At 60.9% G+C, this 18,668-nt stretch carries 14 protein-coding genes; 7 read left to right on the forward strand and 7 right to left on the reverse strand.

Annotation, left to right across the window (positions count from 1 at the left end; translation table 11 throughout):
• The first annotated feature begins 218 nt into the window (after window positions 1-218).
• Together CKW30_RS21980 and CKW30_RS21985 are read left to right on the forward strand one after the other, a co-directional pair.
• Window positions 219-2,171: a hypothetical protein gene (locus CKW30_RS21980; RefSeq protein WP_095181906.1), complete on the forward strand. Its 1,953-nt coding sequence runs from the start codon at window positions 219-221 to the stop codon at window positions 2,169-2,171.
• A gap of 69 nt (window positions 2,172-2,240) precedes the next feature.
• On the forward strand, window positions 2,241-5,711 hold the full coding sequence (locus CKW30_RS21985; protein WP_256584389.1) for a calcium-binding protein: 3,471 nt from the start codon (window positions 2,241-2,243) through the stop codon (window positions 5,709-5,711).
• Between the two features lie 87 nt (window positions 5,712-5,798).
• On the opposite strand, the gene CKW30_RS21990 is transcribed toward CKW30_RS21985, so the two are convergent.
• From CKW30_RS21990 to CKW30_RS22000, 3 genes are read right to left on the reverse strand one after another with little or no spacing between them, the layout of a single operon-like run.
• A complete protein-coding gene (locus CKW30_RS21990) occupies window positions 5,799-6,389 on the reverse strand; it encodes an LON peptidase substrate-binding domain-containing protein (protein WP_095181907.1) in 591 nt (196 codons plus the stop codon).
• 10 nt (window positions 6,390-6,399) lie between these two features.
• On the reverse strand, window positions 6,400-7,116 hold the full coding sequence (locus tag CKW30_RS21995; RefSeq protein WP_016773013.1) for an LrgB family protein: 717 nt from the start codon (window positions 7,114-7,116) through the stop codon (window positions 6,400-6,402).
• Window positions 7,116-7,478, reverse strand: coding sequence for a CidA/LrgA family protein (locus CKW30_RS22000; RefSeq protein WP_016773012.1), 363 nt, complete (start codon window positions 7,476-7,478; stop codon window positions 7,116-7,118). Before CKW30_RS22000 ends, CKW30_RS21995 begins: the two co-directional genes overlap by 1 nt.
• Window positions 7,479-7,671: 193 nt before the next feature.
• Between CKW30_RS22000 and CKW30_RS22005 the strand changes: the two genes are divergently transcribed.
• From CKW30_RS22005 to CKW30_RS22015, 3 genes are all read left to right on the forward strand, one after another.
• Window positions 7,672-8,127: a MaoC family dehydratase gene (locus CKW30_RS22005; RefSeq protein ID WP_016773011.1), complete on the forward strand. Its 456-nt coding sequence runs from the start codon at window positions 7,672-7,674 to the stop codon at window positions 8,125-8,127.
• Window positions 8,128-8,229: 102 nt separating this feature from the next.
• Window positions 8,230-9,957: a C13 family peptidase gene (locus CKW30_RS22010; RefSeq protein ID WP_095181908.1), complete on the forward strand. Its 1,728-nt coding sequence runs from the start codon at window positions 8,230-8,232 to the stop codon at window positions 9,955-9,957.
• Window positions 9,958-9,984: 27 nt separating this feature from the next.
• A complete protein-coding gene (locus CKW30_RS22015) occupies window positions 9,985-10,626 on the forward strand; it encodes an oxidoreductase (RefSeq protein WP_016773010.1) in 642 nt (213 codons plus the stop codon).
• A gap of 100 nt (window positions 10,627-10,726) precedes the next feature.
• Here CKW30_RS22015 and CKW30_RS22020 read toward each other — a convergent pair whose 3' ends face one another.
• From CKW30_RS22020 to CKW30_RS22035, 4 genes are all read right to left on the reverse strand, one after another.
• A complete protein-coding gene (locus CKW30_RS22020) occupies window positions 10,727-11,011 on the reverse strand; it encodes a YceK/YidQ family lipoprotein (RefSeq protein ID WP_095181909.1) in 285 nt (94 codons plus the stop codon).
• Complete coding sequence (gene ubiX, locus CKW30_RS22025) at window positions 11,004-11,651, reverse strand: flavin prenyltransferase UbiX (RefSeq protein WP_041477713.1); 648 nt, start codon at window positions 11,649-11,651, stop codon at window positions 11,004-11,006. The genes CKW30_RS22020 and ubiX overlap by 8 nt, the downstream gene beginning before the upstream one ends.
• A complete protein-coding gene (gene mpl, locus CKW30_RS22030; protein WP_095181910.1) occupies window positions 11,648-12,997 on the reverse strand; it encodes a UDP-N-acetylmuramate:L-alanyl-gamma-D-glutamyl-meso-diaminopimelate ligase in 1,350 nt (449 codons plus the stop codon). The genes ubiX and mpl overlap by 4 nt, the downstream gene beginning before the upstream one ends.
• A gap of 268 nt (window positions 12,998-13,265) precedes the next feature.
• Window positions 13,266-15,179: a sigma-54-dependent Fis family transcriptional regulator gene (locus tag CKW30_RS22035; RefSeq protein ID WP_095181911.1), complete on the reverse strand. Its 1,914-nt coding sequence runs from the start codon at window positions 15,177-15,179 to the stop codon at window positions 13,266-13,268.
• Window positions 15,180-15,481: 302 nt separating this feature from the next.
• Here CKW30_RS22035 and CKW30_RS22040 point away from each other — a divergent pair, with 302 nt between their 5' ends.
• Window positions 15,482-17,002, forward strand: coding sequence for an aldehyde dehydrogenase family protein (locus tag CKW30_RS22040; RefSeq protein ID WP_024014465.1), 1,521 nt, complete (start codon window positions 15,482-15,484; stop codon window positions 17,000-17,002).
• 172 nt (window positions 17,003-17,174) lie between these two features.
• Complete coding sequence (gene eat / locus CKW30_RS22045) at window positions 17,175-18,626, forward strand: ethanolamine permease (protein ID WP_095181912.1); 1,452 nt, start codon at window positions 17,175-17,177, stop codon at window positions 18,624-18,626.
• The last annotated feature ends 42 nt before the right edge of the window (window positions 18,627-18,668 follow it).

Here is an 18,668-nt window from a genome sequence, read left to right on the forward strand (position 1 = left end):
TTTCCTGGTTATAAAACCGACGTTTCCGCATTCCCAATCGACGCCAAACTAGCGTTACATAGTCCAGCCGGAACACGGTGGCGAAGTATTTCGCGCAACAGAAAATCCGTGAGTTCAATCCGCCCGGCTTGAGCACTTGCCAACAATCAATATTTATCCGGACCCGGCATTGAAGTTCTGCCGAGGCATTTATCAATTCATTCTTTGTCGAGTTATTCATGAGTCCAAAGATACCCCGCAAGACGCCTGTTACAACGCCGCATCAAACTGATCCGCACGCACCGGCACCACATCGCCCCTTGATCGATGCCAGCGCCGTTGAAATATCGAGAAGGACCGGTGGTCACGACCAGGCGCTGCCCACAACAACTTCCGGCAGCCCCCTCGCCGATGCAAACCCGAGACTTCCGGCGATCGAAATCTTTCAGTTACCGACACACGGCGCTTATCGTTCTGAACATTCCACTTCAATAAACGATTACTGGTTGTCGGAAGCTTTTCTGCGTGGGATGAAGCCCGCTGACCCCGATGGATTTCGCTGGGTCGTTGGCAGAAAGTTCGTCGACGTCGAATATCAGGGCGCTTTGCAAACCACTCACGTCGGCGTGGATGAAACCGGCGCATGGCGCAGCAAGTTGCTGACCGAGCGCGTGCCCTCCGGACCGCTTTTGTATAAAAACGCAGACAGCCCCACCTGGCGCCTGACCGAACATCCAGCGCCGAAGCGAGCACGGCTCGCCCCCGCGACAACGCCCATCAATCAAAGCCGTTACAGTCCATCGGGGCGTTCGCCGGATGCTCAGGGTTACTACGAAATGCATCCGCTTTTTGCAGCGCGCACAGACGCCCCCCTGTTCGCCTTCAGGGATTCATTTGGCAATTTCATTCCGGTAGATCCTCCGTCGGGGGGATTCGCGGCGTCGCCGACCCACCTCAAACAGTGGACCGATCATGAGATTTGGCAGCTATATGGCTTGCAGGGCCAGGACATCGCGCGCTTTCGTGTCGAAGCTCAGGCCAGCGGCATGCCGCCACAGTGGGCACATCCCACAACCACCGGAAATCCGCTGACCGATCTGCTGCGCGACTCGCTGCGCTGGCTGCATCCGCAGATGAGCCGTGCAGAGCGTGAAGCCTTTCTGCAATCGTTCAATCTGCTGCCCAGGCAATTGACCCGCTTGCAGCAGGAGATGAGCGACCATCTGGCGATTCCAGCCTGGGCACTGGCGCACAAGCGCCTGTTGGATGACGTCACCCACCCGCGACGCTTCGAGCAATTGGCCAAGGATGCGGTCGAGCAGCTCAACCTCAAGCACAATGCCCGCCACGACTGGTACGACGCCGAACAAGGCCTGACCCCCGAAGTCCGCGAGGCGCTGTTGAAACAGCTCGGTTACCTGCGTAACAAGCACAATTGCCTGTATCGCACGGACGTCCCGGCGCTGTTTCGCGGTGACGAGCGCACGCCGTTCGAGCTGGCGAATGACGGCACCATGCTGCCCCGCTACCACCACAAACCCGGCGCCACCACGCACAAGCCGATCAGCGCGACGTTCAGTCTCGAGCAGGGCCAGATGTATGCCAGCGCCCCCGATCCCGCATACCTGCGTTTCAACAGCCAGACCCATAAATATCCGGGACGCGACGCGGGTGACAGCAGCTCAGACAGCGGCGCAAGCGACGCCGATGATTCAAGCAGTTCCTCATCCGACTGGTCTGATCCTGAGAGTCCCGTCGCCTGGGATCACGAGCGGGGTTATCGGTCCTCGCGCACGCGGCAGACAGAAATGTTCATGTACGCCCTCGACACGCGCAATCTGGAAGTCGTCCCGCACGAAGAGAACATGGCGTTCAATTCCGCTGCGCGTGAGAACCCGCCGACCTGGTTTCCCTCCGACGATTTCGAGGGGCTGATTTCGGTCACCCGCAGCGGAGTTCCAGCCGAGCGTATCTGGTTACTGAACACAGACCTGAGCAAAGGCGCCAGGATCGCAGACATCAAGGAACAGGCCGGCGCGGACGCTGAGCGCATCGAGGCGGCGACCCATGCCGGGCATGCCAACAAATTCCAATACGACCGACTGATCGACAAAGTGGAAGCGGCGGGACTGCCAATCCTCAGGCTGTCGGGCAACAAGAACGAGTTTGCATACGACATCGCCTGGCCCTGAACCGGGCACGCCCATACAACGCCGGAGAGGAGACCGGCCCCCTCATGCACACCATTAAAGGATTAATACGTGTCGAAACTCATCGTCCCTGCGACCCATATCGCCCACGTTCGCGCACTTGAAGTTACCCCCATCGACGTCTCGGCGAATCCCCATGCCCCGCCCACCCATATGCGCAATCAGACGCAGGCGCCTGACATTGATCCGTCGCTTCGCAAAACCCTCAAAGCCCTGGACAAGCATCTGGGCCTGCTACGCATCGGTGAGATCATGATCAGTCGGGTCGAATTGCAAGCGCTGGGGGCGACCATTGACGGTCAACCGGTCAGTGCGGCGAACGCCCACATGAAGAGCGTGGATCAGGCATTTCTCGACGGACTCAATTTTCAATCGGCGCAGGTGCAGTCGCGCTTGCAGGCCGTGGATTTCCCCGACAATGACATGGCGGCAATGCTGTTTTACGAAATTGCCTGCAAGCGCTCGGTGGATGCCGGCCCACTGTTCATCAGTGATACGCCGCTGGTTTCCGGCAGCGCCATGGATCGCCTCAACAAGCTGGGCAAGGCTGCGCAAAAGCTGGAAATCCACCGTGCGGACGCGTTTGAAAACGCACCGGGCTGGATCAACAAGAGCAAAAGCTATTTGATGAGCGGCGCGGGAGTCGGCATGCAAGCCTTTGGCATCTACAGCAGCTACATGGCGCTGACCGATGCGATCAAGAAAGGCGAGGCACTGGAAATGCTGTACTACGGCGGATCCATCGCTGCAGAACTCGGCTCGCTGATCATCGAGCAGGGCCTGACCAGAACAGGCCAGGCGATGCTGACTCAGGGCAGCAACGTGCTGAGGGGTTTTGCGCTGACCTCAATCGGCAAATACATGAGCCGTGGTGCGGGACTGTTCGCCAGCGCGATTACCTTGCCGTTCGACATCGTTGACGCGATCAAATCCTTCAACGCCGCCGCCGCAACATCGGGCAAACAAGCTCAGGATCATTATTTCAGCGGTGCCCTGAGTGTAGCGGGCGCGGGTATCAGCCTGGTGCTGGGCGTCGCCGCGCTGGCCGGCTTCGGCAGCGTTGCCGGCCCGCTCGGCCTTGCGGCCGCTGCGCTGCTCATCGGCGGATCGATGATTTATCAGGCCGCCAGGGTCGTCGACGATATCGACGACTACATCGAACTGACGACACTCGAGCGTCTGCGCTCGGGATGGTTCGCCTTCACCGGCAAGGAACTGGACACCGAGGTGATGGATCGCTTCAAACTGTCCAGGCTTTACAGTGACTATGGAAAACAGCTCGAACTGTCGGCGAAAGACATGCTGGCCGGTGCTTACAAGGACTCCATCGCACAGGTAGTCAATGGCGCGTTTCGCGCTGAACTGCGCCCTGTCGAACTGTGGCGTTACCAGTGGGACGAAAGCGCCGGGCAGTTGCCGTTCAGACTCGACAGCCAGGCGGTGATCGTCGGCGGCGACGATGCAGTCGACGCAAGCCTCGGATTACCCGACAACCTCAAAGGCATGGTCAGCGGCAGCCCAGGCGAAGGCAAAGGCGTGTTCTGGCGCCTGGGTGATGGCAACGACCGCGTGGTTGGCGTCAAGGCGCGGCCCAACCTCTTCACCTACCGCGACGGCCATAAGGCACTGACGGGCGGCGACACAAATGATGCGTTCTACCAGGAAGTCTCTGATCAGGAACTGGATCGATCGAGCAAACCGCCGCACATCAATGTGCTGGATGGCGGCTCGGGCAACGACCTGGTTGCGTTCGAAGGCGTCCGCCCGATTACCGACACGCGTTACATCGGTCACGACGTCAACCTGCAAACCGGCAAGATCTCTCTTCGCGGCCCGGACTCTGCGAACGACACCCTCGAAGTCGCCCATCTGACCTCCATTGAAAACGTTGCGACCTTGCGCAAAGGCACAAGCACTATCACGGGCAATGACCAGCCCAACCAGATTTCCGCCAACGGTTACGACCGCATCAGCGCCGGCGACGGCAACGACACGATCGCAATCTCTGGTACCGAGTGCACGGTGGAGGGCGGCGGCGGCGAAGATCGCTATTACATCGCCGACACCAATGCACGTACAACGATCATCGAGTGTGGCGACCATTCGAGCCTGATCGAATTCGGCTGGCCGATGGCGGTCATTCAACGCTGGCAAATCATCGGCACCTCACTGGTGGTCAACTCCTTGCGCGGCAGGGACGGCAGCGACCCCGACCATGTGCTGACCCTTGAAAACGTCTACCAGACAGTCAACGGTCAGCGTCAATTGAACAATGCTCGGTGGGTGTTCCGCACTCTCGATGGCTATGAACTGCGCGCGCAACTGCCCACTCGACCTGGTGAAGCGTTGAGTCAGGACATCGAGGTTGCCGTCACTGTCAGCGGACGGCCGGCACCCGCCCCGGCAATCGTCAACGGTGGCACGGTGGCGCTGGACGGTCAGGACGTGCAGCGCCACTTCGTCGCACGTACCGAGCACAGGGTCGAATTCGTCGCCACAGGCAACGCTACCGGCGCCCGTACGATTTACCTGGATTACCAGGACAGCGAGATCGTCGACGTGGTGGTCAGCTATGGCGTGGAATTGCGCCAGGGTGTTTCGGGCAATACGCACCTGACCTACAACAACATCAGCCTGTCGATTCTGCTGCCATCCAGAGTGCTGGCCTTCAAAGGCGTGATCCAGACGATTGCCGCCGCGACGGGCTACAGTGGCCAAAACAGCCTGAAGGTCACGACACCGCTTCTGGCCCGGGACATCGTGCTGGTCATGCAGGATGACGTTTCATACCGCGTGCAGGTGCCCGCGTTCGATTACCGGGACGACGCCAGAAATCCCGGTACACGTGTGCTCAGCTCGCGGAGCTGGTTGAAGCGGCGCAACGGAAAATATCCATTCATCCGTCCGCTGGTCAGCGAGAAACCATCACTGGCCGCCCAGAACAGCAAAGTGGTCATCGAATCGCGGCCGCACACCGGGATTTATCTGCTCGAAGGCAAAAGCGCGACTTACGACGTCTATCTCGCCAGCAACAGCATCCTGCGTCTGGCCACACCGGGCGCTGCGGCAAAAACGGCCAATGCATCGAGATGGAATCTGTTCACCCGTACCCTGACAGAAACCGTCACGCGCGCCGACATTCAGCTCCAGGGCAACCGCCTGCGCATTGCCAGCGTCACGGTGGAGTTGCCGGACATCTTGGATGACACTCCGGTGGAGTGCATCGGTGTGGTGACGTCAGCCGGCAACATTTATGAAGTCTCGCTGCTGTTTGAGGTGTTGCAGCTGTATGTGATCGATGCTCGTGGCTACGCCAGTGTCGAGGCATTGCTGACGGATATCGACAAGCACAAACAGCGCCACGAACTGGCCGCGCGGGTCTACGTCACCCACATCGGCTACAAACCCGAGACAGCGGGCACGCTGGTTTACAACTCGGTGAGCAATCAATGGCGCCTGCTCAATGATCTGCAAGAGCGCGTCGACCGCGAAGGTCTGTTCATCCCGGTCAACATGAGCTGACGGTGCGCTGCCGGTTTCAACATCGTGTCAGGGTGGGCCTGCGCTGATCTTCGTTTGCGCCTTGAGTCATGCGTTCTGCAAGTGAAACTAGGCGAACAGTTCGCCCTGCAACTCGTCGAGTAATGCCTGGATCGCATCCAGCCGTTGCTGAGGGTCGTCGAGTTGCAGCAGATCGATCTTGTCTTCTTCGGCGAACGGCAACAGGTAGGCAAGCTGATTGGCCAGTGACTGTTGACCGGCGGCTTCAGTGCCCATGTCCAACGCTTCGACCATCGGGTGTTCGGCCAGCGCCTTGAGCAGCGCGACCAGATCGGCGTCCTCGTCCTGCAACGGTTGCTCAGGCTCATCGTCCAGCCATTCGACGTCGGCGACGATCAACTGATCGCGCTGCACTTCGGTGCGCAACACCGTGAAACGCCGCCCGCCCTGGACACGAATGCCGAGCAGGCCGTTGTCCTGTTGCTGGAAATCGGTGATCCGCGCTTCGCAGCCAACCAGCGCAAAACCTTCTGGTGCCACGCCGACTTCGCTGCCCTCAAGGATGCATACCACGCCGAAGCCGACGCCCTGTTTCATGCAGCGGCCGATCATGTCGAGGTAGCGCGCCTCGAAGATCTGCAGATCGAGGTTGCAGCCGGGGAACAGCACCGTGTTCAGCGGAAAAAGCGGCAGACTCATAGACATTTCCTTACACCACCATCGACACCGCCAACGGCAGGAACACCGCCGTGGCCACACCCATCAGACTCATTGCCAGCGCGGCGAACGCGCCGCACTCATCGTTTTCCTGCATCGCCACCGCCGTGCCGACCGCATGCGCTGTCATGCCCAGCGCCATGCCGCGCGCTTCAGGGCTGTGCACGCCGAGGCGGGTCAGCAGCGCCGGGCCGAAGATCGCGCCGATGACCCCGGTGATCAATACAAACACCGCTGCCAGCGCCGCCACACCGCCGATCTGCTCGGCAACCAGCATGGCGATCGGCGACGTCACCGATTTAGGCGCCATGGTCATCAGGATCATGTGATCGGCACCGAACCACCAGCCCAGCGCCACGCCCATGCCCGTTGCGACAACCCCGCCTATCACCAGCGTAGTAAAAATCGGCCAGAACAATTGCCGGATGCGGCGCAGATTCAGGTAGAGCGGCACCGCCAGCGCCACCGTGGCCGGCCCCAGCAGAATGCTGAGGATTTCGGTGCTCTTGCGATACTCCGCGTAGGTCAGGCCGCAGCCGACCAGCACACCGATCACCAACAACATGGAGACCAGCACCGGTTGCAGAAAGATCCAGCGGGTTTTCTCGAACGCCGCCAGCACCAGTTGATAGGCACCGAGGGTGATGCCAATGCCGAACAGCGGATGGTGAATCACCGACGCCCACGCGCCTTGCCAGTCGAACAGCATCAGGATTCCTCCGCCGGCGGCGCATGACGTTTGACCAGCCGTTGCATGAGCACGCCGGCAAAGGCCATCGACAGGATCAGCGAGACCACCAGCGCGCCGACGATCGCCCAGAAATCGGCGGCAATCGCCGTGGCATACACCATCACGCCCACCGCTGGCGGCACCAGCAGCAACGGCAGATAACGCAGCAGGCTGCCCGCCGCCTGATTCAGCGGCTCGCCGACTTCACCGCGAATGATCAGGAACACCAGCAACAGCAGCAGCCCGATGATCGGCCCCGGCAATATCGGCAACAGCAAATGATTGAGCGCCGTGCCGAGCAGTTGGAACAGCACCAGCAGGGTCAGGCCACGTAACAACATCTGACATCTCCGTCTTCTATTTCACCCAGCAGGGGCTCGGCATTATAAGCATGCCGGCGCTATGGACCGGCATTCGCCAAAAGCATGGTCGGTTGACCTGAGCAAATCGCCATGATGATCTACAGTGGTTCGCAGGCCGGTCAAATCCGCCCCCTGAAAAACTATAAAACCGATGAACCCAAGGAGAGTCTCAATGCCCTATGTTCCCGTTGCAGAGCTCAAAGATTATGTCGGCAAGGAACTTGGACGTTCCGAATGGCTCACCATCGATCAGGAGCGCATCAACCTGTTCGCCGAAGCCACTGGTGATTTTCAGTTCATTCACGTCGATCCGGTCAAGGCTGCGCAAACGCCGTTTGGCAGCACGATTGCCCATGGTTTCCTGTCGCTGTCGCTGATGCCGAAACTGATGGAAGACATCCTCGTGCTGCCCGAAGGCGTGAAGATGGTCGTCAACTATGGCCTGGACAGCGTGCGTTTCATCCAGCCGGTCAAGGTCAATTCGAAAGTCCGACTGAAGGTCGACATGGTCGAGGTCACCGAGAAAAAACCCGGCCAGTGGTTGCTCAAGGCTACCGCGACACTGGAGATAGAAGGCTCGGACAAACCGGCCTACATCGCCGAGCCGCTGTCACTCTGCTTCGTCTGATCATCCCGGATGCGAAGCAGCGCACGCTGTTTCGCGTCACGTCTGTATATATGCGACGCATAGCTGCGGCATACTCGGTCGCCTAATTGCCCGGATCCCGCTATGCGCTCAATCGCTCGACTTGCACCCCTTGCCCTGACCCTGATGCTCACCGCTTGCGGCGACGGCGAATCGCTGTTGCCGCCGGATGCGCGCCTGCCCGATGGCGGACGCTATCGCGGTGAACTGGTCGACGGCTTGCTGCAAGGTCAGGGCCGCGTCGACTACCCCAACGGCAGCTGGTACGCCGGAGAGTTCGACAAGGGTCAGTGGCACGGGCAAGGCGAATGGCATGGCAGCAATGGCGAGGTCTATCGCGGCCAGTTCCAGCAAGGTCTGTTTGATGGACAGGGCAGCCTGAGCACCAATGCCAGCAGTTATACCGGTGGTTTCAAGCAGGGCCGGCGCGATGGCGAAGGTACGCTGAAAGAAAACGGCATGACCTATCGCGGCGAGTTCAAGGCTGACCAGTATTCCGGCCTCGGCCGTCTGGAAATGGACGACGGCAGCTCCTATCAAGGCCAGTTCGCCCACGGCAAACCCAACGGCGAAGGCCAGCGCGGCGATGCCAGCGGCAATTCGTTCACCGGCCATTTCGTCAACGGTCAACTGGAAGGCAACGGCACTTACAACAGCGCCGACGGCGATATCTACGTCGGCGGCTTCAAGAACAATCAATTGCACGGCAAAGGCCGCTACGAGAACGCCGACGGCGACGTCTGGCTCGGCCAGTTCAAGGAAGGCGCGCTGACCGGCAAGGGCGAACTGATCGGCGCTGATGGCAGCCATTACATCGGTGTGTTCAATGACTGGCGCTTCACCGGCCAGGGCCGTTTGAACCTCGCCGATGGCAGCTTCTACATCGGCGGCTTCGACAACGACAGCTATTCAGGACGCGGTACTCTGGTGCTGACCGATGGCAGCGTGCTCAGCGGCACCTGGATCAACGGCCAACGCGTACGCGACGCCGACGGCAAATTACTCCCCGACACTCTCGAACTCGGTTTGCTCGCCCAGGGTCGTCTGCTCGACGAGGCACTGGCGGCGATCCCCGCTTCGACTCCGGCAGTCGAGTTGTACACCCTGACCCTCGGCGGCGACGGCAAGCAAAGCGTGTTCCTGCGTGAATCCGATTACGTCGCCAACATGCTCAGTACGCGCTTCGGCGCCTACGGCCAGATCCGCCTGGTCAATCATCGCGATCATCTCGGCGACCGGCCGATGGCCACCCGCGAAAACCTGCGCCGCGCCGCGCAAGCCCTTGCCGAACGCAGCGGGCCGGAAGACCTGCTGTTCATTTATATGACCAGCCACGGCACCGCCGAACATGAACTGGTGCTCGATCAGCCGCGCATGGAGCTGGCCGACCTGCCCGCCGATGAACTCGCCGCCGTGCTCGCGCCGCTGAAGCATCGCGACAAGGTCATCGTGATTTCCTCGTGCTATTCCGGTGGATTTATCCCGGCGCTGAAGGACGAACGCACGCTGATCATGACTGCCTCGCGCGCCGATCGGGTGTCGTTCGGTTGCTCGGAAGAAGCCAACTTCACTTATTTCGGCGACGCGCTGTTCGCCCAGGCGCTGAATCAGACCGACGACCTCGAACAGGCATTCAAACTGGCCAAGGCCACCGTTGCCGAACGCGAGCTGGCCGACGGTTTCGAAGCCTCGGAGCCGCAGATCTGGGCGCCGAAAACCGTGCTGTCGCACTGGCAACTGCTGCGCAAACAGCAAGCACGCAAAGCGTTGCAAAGCAGCGCATTGAACGACGCGGCGAAAAAAGGCAACTAAGCTGAACAGTATCAAGGGAGAGACACTATGTACTTGACGCCTCAGCACGTATTGCTTGCCGGAGCCACCGGACTGACCGGTGAACATCTGCTCGACCGTTTGCTCAACGAACCAACCATTACCCGTGTCCTCGCCCCTTCGCGCCGGCCGCTGGCCGAGCATCCGCATCTGGAAAACCCGGTCGGTGACCCGCAGGCGTTTCTGCCGCAGCTCAGTGGCCGGGTCGATATCGCCTACTGCTGCCTCGGCACCACGATCAAGCAGGCCGGCTCCGAAGAAGCCTTTCGCGCAGTCGATCTGGACATGGTCGTGGCGTTTGCCAAGCGCGCGCGGGAAATGGGCGCGCGGCACCTGATCGTGATCAGTGCGATTGGCGCCGATCCGAATTCCTCGGTGTTCTACAACCGGGTCAAAGGTGAAATGGAACAGGCCCTGCGCGCGCAGAACTGGCCGCAGCTGACCATTTGCCGACCTTCGCTGTTGCTTGGCGAACGCACCGAACCACGCCTGGTCGAGCAACTGGCCGGGCCGTTATCGAAGCTGATTCCGGGGAAATACCACGGCATCGAAGCGTGCCAGTTGGCGCGAGCGATGTGGCGCCTGGCGCTGGAAGAACAGGATGGGGTGCGGGTGATCGAATCGGATGAACTGCGCAAGTTAGGCAAATAACTCCGGGACTTTCAGAACCAAAAGATCGCAGCCTTCGGCAGCTCCTACAGAAGCCCCCATTCCCCTGTAGGAGCTGCCGAAGGCTGCGATCTTTTGACCTTTACAATCCACCAGTCGCCTGAAAGCCCACGCCAATCACGGTGAGCAATGACAACGGCAACAACAGCGTATCGAGCAACGCGCTGGCCGGCAGGTCCACTCCCGGATAGCTCGGCGCCTCGGCACCGAACCGGTCCATCGCACAACACCCGCCGTTCAACGCATACAAATCCAGCCGCGTCCCGGCATACACCACCGGTGCGCCGGGTTTGGCCGCATCCAGCGTGCGCACGGTAGCGCATCCACCCAATTGCAGCGCCAGCACAAGCACCAGCAGCTTATTCATCGCTGCTCAAGTGATGCTCGCCCCAACGCGGCAGCATGTCCTGCGGGATGCCGAGCAGATTGAGAATCCGCGCCACAACGAAGTCGATCAGATCATCGATGGTCTGCGGCTGGTGATAGAAGCCCGGCGAGGCCGGCAGAATCGTCACGCCCAGATTCGACAGCTTGAGCATGTGCTCCAGATGAATGCTCGAGTACGGCGCCTCGCGCGGCACCAGAATCAACTGGCGGCGCTCTTTCAGCGTAACGTCCGCCGCGCGTTCGATCAGGTTGTTGCAGGCGCCGGTGGCAATCGCCGACAGCGTGCCGGTCGAACACGGCACCACCACCATGGCTGCCGGCGAGCCGGAGCCCGAAGCCACCGGCGACATCCAGTCTTCCTTGCCATACACGCGAATCTGCCCGGCAGCGGCGCCGGTGTATTCGGTCAGAAAGGCCTGCATCATCTGCGGCTTGTTCGGCAGGGACACATCGGTCTCGGTGGCCATTACCAGTTGCGCCGCCTTGGAGATCAGGAAGTGCACTTCGCGATCTTCGCGCACCAGGCAATCGAGCAGGCGCAAGCCGTACTGCGCGCCCGATGCGCCGGTCATCGCCAGGGTGATGCGTTCCGGGCCGCCGGCCTGGGAAAAAGTGTTCATTGCAGTGCCTCGGCGAGCTTGCCGTGCAGGCCGCCGAAGCCGCCGTTGCTCATGATCACCACGTGGGTGCCGGGCTGCGCCTGGCTCTTCACGCGCTCGATGATGCCTTCCAGCGAATCGCTGACGATGGACGGCACGGTGCATAACGCTGCGGTGGCGCCGAGGTCCCAACCGAGGTTGGCCGGGGCATACCAGATCACCTGATCGGCATCGACCACGCTGTCCGGCAGACCGTCACGGTGGGCGCCGAGCTTCATCGAATTGGAGCGCGGCTCGATGATCGCAATCAGTGACGCGTCGCCGATGCGTTTGCGCAGGCCATCAAGCGTGGTGGCGATAGCGGTCGGGTGGTGAGCGAAGTCGTCGTAAATGGTGATGCCGCGCACCTCGGCGACTTTCTCCATGCGTCGTTTGACGTTCTTGAACGCGCTCAAACCGGCGATGCCCATCGATGGCACCACGCCAACGTGACGCGCCGCAGCCAGCGCGGCCAAGGCATTGGCGACGTTGTGTTGACCGGTCAATTCCCACTCGACGGTGCCCTGGGACACGCCTTCGAACATCACTTCGAACGCCGAGCCGTCCTCGCTCAGTAGTTTTACCTGCCACTGACCGCCGGCGCCGGTGGTTTGCACCGGGGTCCAGCAACCCATCTCGATCACGCGCTGCAACGCTGGCTCGGTGGTCGGGTGGATGACCAGCCCTTCGCTCGGAATGGTGCGCACCAAGTGATGAAACTGACGCTCGATTGCTGGTAGATCAGGGAAGATGTCGGCGTGATCGAACTCAAGATTGTTGAGGATCGCAGTGCGCGGACGGTAGTGAACGAATTTCGAACGCTTGTCGAAAAAGGCGCTGTCGTATTCGTCAGCCTCGATCACAAAGAACGGCGTACCGCCCAGGCGCGCCGACACCGAGAAATTCTGCGGCACGCCGCCGATGAGGAAACCCGGGCTCATCCCGGCATGTTCCAGCACCCAGGCAAGCATGCTGCTGGTGGTGGTTTTGCCATGCGTACCGGCCACGGCCAATACCCAGCGACCTTGCAGCACGTGGTCAGCCAGCCACTGCGGGCCGGAGACGTACGGCAGGCCTTTGTTCAGCACATATTCCACCGCCGGGTTGCCACGGGACATGGCATTGCCGATTACCACCAGATCCGGCGCCGGATCGAGCTGCGCCGGGTCATAACCCTGCGTCAGCTGAATGCCCTGGGCCTCGAGCTGCGTGCTCATCGGCGGATAGACGTTGGCGTCGGAGCCGGTGACGTGATGACCCAGCTCTTTGGCCAACACTGCCATCGAGCCCATGAAAGTCCCGCAGATACCCAGAATATGAATGTGCATAGTCGACCTCGTAAAACATGGCCGCAGGTTAGCGTAGGGAGGGGGAAATGGCACTCTTTAGCTGAAGTCTGCGCACGGGTAGGCCGCTACATCTCGGGTTCGTTTTTCGACCGCAGCCCCTCACCCCAGCCCTCTCCCAAGGGAGAGGGAGCCGATCTGCGCTGCGTTCAAATTGTGAGTTCGCCTCAATATTTCAGACTGGCGACTTACGCTCATTCAACGCGGTCGGTCCCCTCTCCCTCTGGGAGAGGGCTAGGGTGAGGGCCTTCTAGCTGACACGCCGTTCAATTCCATGCTTGCGAAGCTTTCTGTACAGCGTATTGCGGCTGACGCCCAACTGTTCAGCGGTACGGGTCATATGCCAGCGCGTCTGCTCAAGCGCATTGAGCAATGCGACACGCTCGGCGTCGTCCAATGGCTGGGCGGCAATATGCACAGGCGCAGCCGCCGGCCGCGCCTGCCGAATCATCACCGGCAAATCCTCAACGCCGACCCGCCCGCCATCACACAACGCCGCCAGCGTACGCAGGACATTGCGCAACTGCCGCACATTGCCCGGCCAGTTGAATGCGAGCAACGCCTGCCGCGCCGGTTCGTCGATCAGAATCGTTTCGCCTCCGGCCTCCTCGGCCAGGAGAAAGTCCAGCAACTGCGATTTATCACTGCGCTCACGCAATGCCGGCAGCGCCACTTCCAAGCCGTTCAAGCGGTAATACAGGTCTTCACGGAAACTGCCGTCCTCGACCCGCTCGAGCAGATTGCGGTGCGTCGCGCTGATGATGCGCACGTCCACCGCTTGCGGTTCACCGCCAATCGGCACTACTTGCCGATCTTCCAGCACTCGCAGCAAACGCGTTTGCAACGCCAGTGGCATGTCGCCGATTTCGTCGAGGAACAAGGTGCCGCCATCGGCCTGTTGCAGCTTGCCGCGCATGCCGTCCTTGCGTGCGCCGGTGAAGCTGCCGCCGCGATAGCCGAACAGTTCGCTCTCGATCAGGCTTTCCGGAATGGCCGCGCAATTGAGTGCGACAAAGGCGTTGCCGGAGCGCTGGCTGGCCTGATGCACTGCCTTGGCAAACGCTTCCTTGCCCGAGCCGGTTTCGCCGTTGATCAACAGCGGCACGTCGCGCTCGAACACGCGCAGGGCTTTGCGAAACTCCGCCTGCAACGCTTCGTCGCCGAGGCAAATGCCGGACAGGCGGGGCGCTGGAGCAGTGATTGGCGTTGGAACAATGGCAGTAGGTTTGCGCGATTCACCGCGCAACACGGCAAACAGATGCCGGCCATCACGGGTGCGCAGCGGCCAACTGGCGCTGGCGTTGGCACTCGCGCGACCAAGCAGGTCATCCAGCGAACAATCGAAAAACGCTTCCACCGATTTACCGAGCAAACCGCCGCGAATATGCCCGAGCAGGTTCAGCGCACTCTGGTTGACTGCGCTGATCCGCCCTTCGCCGTCAAACGCCAGCAGCCCTTCACTGAACAGGCCGACGGACTCGGCCTGCAGATGAAAACGCAGCAACCATTGATTGTCGAAACAGCGCAGGAAGTAGCAGCTCTCGATCATCTTCGCCGACAGATTGACCAGCGCCATGGTGTGGAACTGGCTTTGCCGTGAAACGTCCGGCCGCGCCGAGGACACGTCGAGTACCGCCAGCAATTCTCCGTGCGGATCGAACACCGGGCTCGCCGAACAGGTCAGCCCGGTGTGGCGGCCGCGAAAATGCTCGTCCTGATGAATGGTCAGCGCCTGACGCTCGACCAGGCAGGTACCGATGCCGTTGGTGCCTTCGCAGGCTTCGCTCCAGTCAGCGCCGAGCCAGAGACCGGCGCGCTCGAAAATCTTCCGTTCGGCCGGCGCGGTCACGCAATTGAGGATCACACCGCGCGCGTCAGTCAGCAGCACCGCATGGCCGGCGCCGGACAGTTGCTGATGCAGGCTGCTCATCTCGGTGCCGGCGATTTGCAGCACTTGTTGCAGACGTTCGCGACTTTCCAGTACTCGGCCATGCTCGAGCACGGTCGGCGCCATGGTCACAGAAGGATCGAGGTGATAGTCCTCAAGGCAACGCAGCCACGAACGGGCGATCGATGGATCGGCGCCGGGGCCGTGCAGGTGCGGTTTGCCCTGGGTGACGGTGAGAACCTGGCGGGCATGGCGACTCAAATGGTTGTCGTGCATTTCTTATTGTTCTCCCCGGGGCGCGATGGCCCAAAGCATGAGGTGACGCCCAGCATCCTCCAGCGGCTCCGGCATTGCAATGCCGGCAAGACCGTCCGGTCAAGGGCTGTGCCGCAAGCGGTACAAACTGTCACTCGCGCTGTACCGAAACCGTCACAGCGCCACTCCATTCGTCCAAGACAAACCGGCCAAGCCCTTGATTTGCCTGACCTGCACGGCAGTGGCCCGAGCCTTGCTCTACGCTTATAGCAAGCGCACTTGCGCGTTTCTCTAATAAGTACAAAGCCAAGGAGAACATCATCATGCGTTACGCCCATCCCGGTACCGACGGCGCCAAAGTCTCGTTCAAGAGCAAGTACGGTAACTACATCGGCGGCGAATTCGTCGCGCCGGTCAAAGGTCAGTACTTCACCAATACCTCGCCAGTCAATGGCCAGCCAATCGCCGAATTCCCCCGCTCCACCGCCGAAGACATCGACAAAGCGCTGGATGCTGCCCACGCCGCTGCCGATGCGTGGGGCGCCACTTCCGTGCAGGCACGCTCGCTGATCCTGCTGAAAATCGCCGACCGCATCGAAGAGAATCTCGAACTGCTGGCGATCACCGAAACCTGGGACAACGGTAAAGCCATCCGCGAAACCCTCAACGCCGACATCCCCCTGGCCGCCGACCATTTCCGTTACTTCGCCGGTTGCCTGCGCGCCCAGGAAGGCAGCGCTGCGGAAATCGACGGCAACACTGTGGCCTATCACATCCATGAACCGCTGGGCGTGGTCGGCCAGATCATTCCGTGGAACTTCCCGCTGCTGATGGCCGCGTGGAAACTTGCGCCAGCGCTGGCCGCCGGTAACTGCGTGGTGCTCAAACCTGCCGAGCAAACCCCGCTGGGCATCTGCGTGCTGATGGAACTGATCGGCGACCTGCTGCCGCCGGGCGTGCTCAACGTCGTGCAAGGCTTCGGCAAAGAAGCCGGCGAGGCGCTGGCGACCAGCAAGCGCATCGCCAAGATCGCTTTCACCGGCTCGACTCCGGTCGGCTCGCACATCATGAAATGCGCAGCGGAAAACATCATTCCGTCGACCGTGGAACTGGGCGGCAAGTCGCCGAACATCTTCTTCGAAGACATCATGCAGGCCGAGCCGAGCTTCATCGAAAAAGCCGCCGAAGGCCTGGTGCTGGCGTTCTTCAACCAGGGCGAAGTGTGCACCTGCCCTTCCCGCGCGCTGGTGCAGGAATCGATCTACGACGAATTCATGCAGGCAGTGATGAAGAAAGTCAGCCAGATCAAACGTGGCGACCCGCTGGACACCGACACCATGGTCGGCGCCCAGGCATCGGAGCAGCAATTCGACAAGATCCTCTCGTACCTGGAAATCGCCAAGGGCGAAGGTGCGGAGCTGCTGACCGGCGGCAAGGTGGAAAAACTCGAGGGCAGCCTGGCCACCGGTTATTACATCCAGCCGACCCTGCTCAAGGGCACCAACAAGATGCGCGTGTTCCAGGAAGAAATCTTCGGCCCGGTGGTGAGCATCACCACCTTCAAGGACGAAGCCGAAGCCCTGGCGATTGCCAACGACACCGAGTTCGGCCTCGGCGCCGGCCTGTGGACCCGCGACATCAACCGCGCCTACCGGATGGGCCGGGCGATCAAGGCCGGTCGCGTGTGGACCAACTGCTACCACCTGTACCCGGCGCATGCCGCGTTCGGCGGTTACAAGAAGTCCGGCGTCGGGCGTGAAACCCACAAAATGATGCTCGACCATTATCAGCAGACCAAGAACCTGCTGGTGAGCTACGACATCAATCCGTTGGGATTCTTCTGATCCTGCGATGCTGATCGTTCCCACGCTCCGCGTGGGAATGCCTCAACGGACGCTCCGCGTTCGGTTTCGAAGGGACGCGGAGCGTCCCGGGCTGCATTCCCACGCAGAGGGTGGGAACGATCAGGTTCCTGGCTGTAGCCGGGCCAATAAAACAATAAAAATGGTGAACCCTATGCCAAGCGAATCCCCGGCCGGCGCTCCGGCGACCGGCTCAACCGTCGACTTCGAAAAAGTCGGCTCCGATTATTTCCAACAACGCGAACTGAAAAAAGGCGCCGCCGGCTGGGTCCTGCTGGTGGGCCTCGGCGTCGCTTATGTGATTTCCGGCGACTACGCCGGCTGGAACTTCGGCCTCGCCCAGGGTGGCTGGGGCGGCATGTTTCTCGCCACGCTGCTGATGGCGACCATGTACCTGTGCATGTGTTTTTCCCTGGCCGAATTGTCGTCGATGATTCCCACCGCTGGCGGCGGCTACGGTTTCGCCCGCAGTGCGTTCGGGCCGTGGGGCGGGTTTCTCACCGGCACCGCGATCCTCATCGAATACGCCATCGCCCCCGCCGCCATCGCGGTGTTCATCGGTGCCTACTGCGAGTCGCTGTTCGGTATTGGCGGCTGGATGATCTATCTGGCGTTCTACATCATCTTCATCGCCATCCACATTTTCGGGGTCGGCGAAGCGCTCAAGCTGATGTTCATCATTACCGCCGTCGCCGCGCTGGCGTTGGGGGTGTTTCTAGTGGCGATGGTGCCGCACTTCGACGTTGCCAACCTGCTCGACATCCCGGTGACCACTGCGGTCGGTGCCAGCCCGTTTCTGCCGTTCGGCTACGTCGGCGTGTGGGCGGCGATTCCCTATGCGATCTGGTTTTTCCTCGCCGTCGAAGGCGTGCCGCTGGCCGCTGAAGAAACCAAAAACCCCAAGCGCGACCTGCCGCGTGGCCTGATCGGGGCAATGCTGGTGCTGCTGATGTTTGCCCTGCTGATTCTGATCGTCGGCCCCGGCGGCGCCGGTGCGAATTCGCTGCTGACCTCCGGTAATCCACTGGTCGAAGCGCTGAGCAAGGCCTACGGTGGCTCGACCTGGATGGGCAGCTTCGTCAATCTCGTCGGTCTGGCCGGGCTGATCGCCAGTTTCTTCTCGATCATCTACGCCTACTCGCGGCAGATCTTCGCGCTGTCGCGGGCCGGTTACCTGCCGCGCAAACTGTCGCAGACCAACAAGAGCAAGGCACCGGTGCTGGCTCTGGTGATTCCCGGCATCATCGGCTTTGGTCTGTCGCTGACCGGCCAGGGCGATTTGCTGATTCTGGTCGCGGTGTTCGGCGCGACCATTTCCTATGTGCTGATGATGGCCGCGCACATCACCCTGCGTATCCGGCGCCCCAAAATGGACCGGCCGTATCGCACGCCGGGCGGCATTTTCACCTCGGGTGTGGCGCTGGTGCTGGCGTGCATCGCCGTGGTGGCGGGTTTCCTCGTCGATCCACGGGTGGTGATCGGCGCCGCGTTCATCTATGGAGTGTTAATTGCTTACTTTGCTTTCTACAGTCGGCATCACTTGGTAGCAGGCACGCCGGAAGAAGAATTCGCGGCGATTCAAAAAGCTGAACAAGCCTTGCACTGATTGTCGAAAACCACGGCGCAGAGCTGTTCTGCGCCGTCACGG

This window comes from Pseudomonas sp. Irchel 3F6, from assembly GCF_900187595.1.
In the GTDB taxonomy this organism is placed as follows: Bacteria; Pseudomonadota; Gammaproteobacteria; order Pseudomonadales; family Pseudomonadaceae; genus Aquipseudomonas; species Aquipseudomonas siliginis.